1 rRNA gene (only partly in view) is annotated in these 2497 nt (G+C 51.0%); it reads right to left on the bottom strand.

Features of this window, described 5'->3' with window-relative positions:
• Positions 1 to 13: 13 nt before the first annotated feature.
• Positions 14 to 2497 (bottom strand): 23S ribosomal RNA (locus DFP81_RS17945); it runs 521 nt beyond the window's last position.

Genomic DNA, 2497 nt, shown 5'->3' with positions numbered 1-2497 from the left:
ACTTTGGTGTTATATGGTCAAGCCTCACGAGCAATTAGTATTGGTTAGCTCAATGCCTCACAGCACTTACACACCCAACCTATCAACGTCCTAGTCTCGAACGGCTCTTTAGGGGACTTATGTCCCAGTGAGATCTTATCTTGAGGGAGGCTTCCCGCTTAGATGCTTTCAGCGGTTATCCCGTCCGAACATAGCTACCCGGCAATGCCACTGGCGTGACAACCGGAACACCAGAGGTTCGTCCACTCCGGTCCTCTCGTACTAGGAGCAGCTCCTCTCAAATCTCAAACGTCCACGGCAGATAGGGACCGAACTGTCTCACGACGTTCTAAACCCAGCTCGCGTACCACTTTAAATGGCGAACAGCCATACCCTTGGGACCGGCTTCAGCCCCAGGATGTGATGAGCCGACATCGAGGTGCCAAACACCGCCGTCGATGTGAACTCTTGGGCGGTATCAGCCTGTTATCCCCGGAGTACCTTTTATCCGTTGAGCGATGGCCCTTCCATACAGAACCACCGGATCACTAAGACCTACTTTCGTACCTGCTCGACGTGTCTGTCTCGCAGTTAAGCGTGCTTTTGCCTTTACACTCTACGCATGATTTCCGACCATGCTGAGCACACCTTCGTGCTCCTCCGTTACTCTTTGGGAGGAGACCGCCCCAGTCAAACTACCCACCACACAGTGTCCTCGATCCCGATAAGGGACCTGAGTTAGAACCTCAAACATACCAGGGTGGTATTTCAAGAGTGGCTCCACTAAAACTGGCGTCTTAGTTTCAAAGCCTCCCACCTATCCTACACAAGTAGGTTCAAAGTTCACTGTGAAGCTATAGTAAAGGTTCACGGGGTCTTTCCGTCTAGCCGCGGATACACAGCATCTTCACTGCGATTTCAATTTCACTGAGTCTCGGGTGGAGACAGTGTGGCCATCGTTACGCCATTCGTGCAGGTCGGAACTTACCCGACAAGGAATTTCGCTACCTTAGGACCGTTATAGTTACGGCCGCCGTTTACTTGGGCTTCGATCAAGAGCTTCGCTTGCGCTAACCCCATCAATTAACCTTCAAGCACCGGGCAGGCGTCACACCCTATACGTCCACTTTCGTGTTTGCAGAGTGCTGTGTTTTTAATAAACAGTCGCAGCCACCTGGTATCTTCGACCGACTAGTGCTTACGGAGCAAGTCCTTCACACCGGCCGGCGTACCTTCTCCCGAAGTTACGGTACCATTTTGCCTAGTTCCTTCACCCGAGTTCTCTCAAGCGCCTTGGTATTCTCTACCTGACCACCTGTGTCGGTTTGGGGTACGGTTCGATCATATCTGAAGCTTAGAAGTTTTTCCTGGAAGCATGGCATCAACCACTTCACCCAAAAGAGGGCTCGTCGTCAGTTCTCGGTTTTCCCACTAAAGGGAGGTGCCCGGATTTGCCTAAGCACCTAACCTACCGCCTTAAACACAGACAACCATCGCTGTGCTGGCCTAGCCTTCTCCGTCTCTCCATCGCAATATGTACGAGTACAGGAATATTAACCTGTTTCCCATCGACTACGCATTTCTGCCTCGCCTTAGGGGCCGACTCACCCTGCCCTGATTAACATGGGACAGGAAACCTTGGTCTTCCGGCGGGGGAGTTTTTCACTCCCCTTATCGTTACTCATGTCAACATTCGCACTTCTGATACCTCCAGCCTGCCTTACAGCTTGACCTTCAACGGCTTACAGAACGCTCCTCTACCATGCAAGAACTTCCTTAAACTTACTTCGTCTAATGCTTACTCCGCCAAAATACCGCTCTGCCCACTCAACGTTCGTGGCGGCTTATATTTTCGCTTCGCTCAAATAAGCTTAAGTGAAGTTCTTGCATCCGTAGCTTCGGTGTACAGTTTAGCCCCGTTATATCTTCCGCGCAGGCCGACTCGACTAGTGAGCTATTACGCTTTCTTTAAAGGATGGCTGCTTCTAAGCCAACCTCCTAGCTGTCTGAGCCTTCCCACATCGTTTCCCACTTAACTGTAACTTTGGGACCTTAGCTGACGGTCTGGGTTGTTTCCCTTTCCACGACGGACGTTAGCACCCGCCGTGTGTCTCCCGTAATTGCACTCATTGGTATTCGGAGTTTGCATGGGGTTGGTAAGTCGGGATGACCCCCTAGCCCAAACAGTGCTCTACCCCCAATGGTGAGATACGAGGCGCTACCTAAATAGCTTTCGAGGAGAACCAGCTATCTCCGAGCTTGATTAGCCTTTCACTCCTATCCACAAGTCATCTCCAGACTTTTCAACGTATGTGAGTTCGGTCCTCCAGTTAGTGTTACCCAACCTTCAACCTGCTCATGGATAGATCGCTCGGTTTCGGGTCTATTCCCAGCAACTAAACGCCCTATTAAGACTCGGTTTCCCTACGGCTCCGCTATGTGCTTAACCTTGCTACTGAAAATAAGTCGTTGACCCATTATACAAAAGGTACGCAGTCACCGAACTAAGTCGGCTCCC

It is taken from the genome of Marinomonas pollencensis (genome assembly GCF_003387375.1).
Lineage (GTDB): Bacteria > Pseudomonadota > Gammaproteobacteria > Pseudomonadales > Marinomonadaceae > Marinomonas > Marinomonas pollencensis.
The sequence above is the reverse complement of the archived record's forward strand: the minus strand, read 5'-3'. Positions and strand labels throughout refer to the sequence as shown.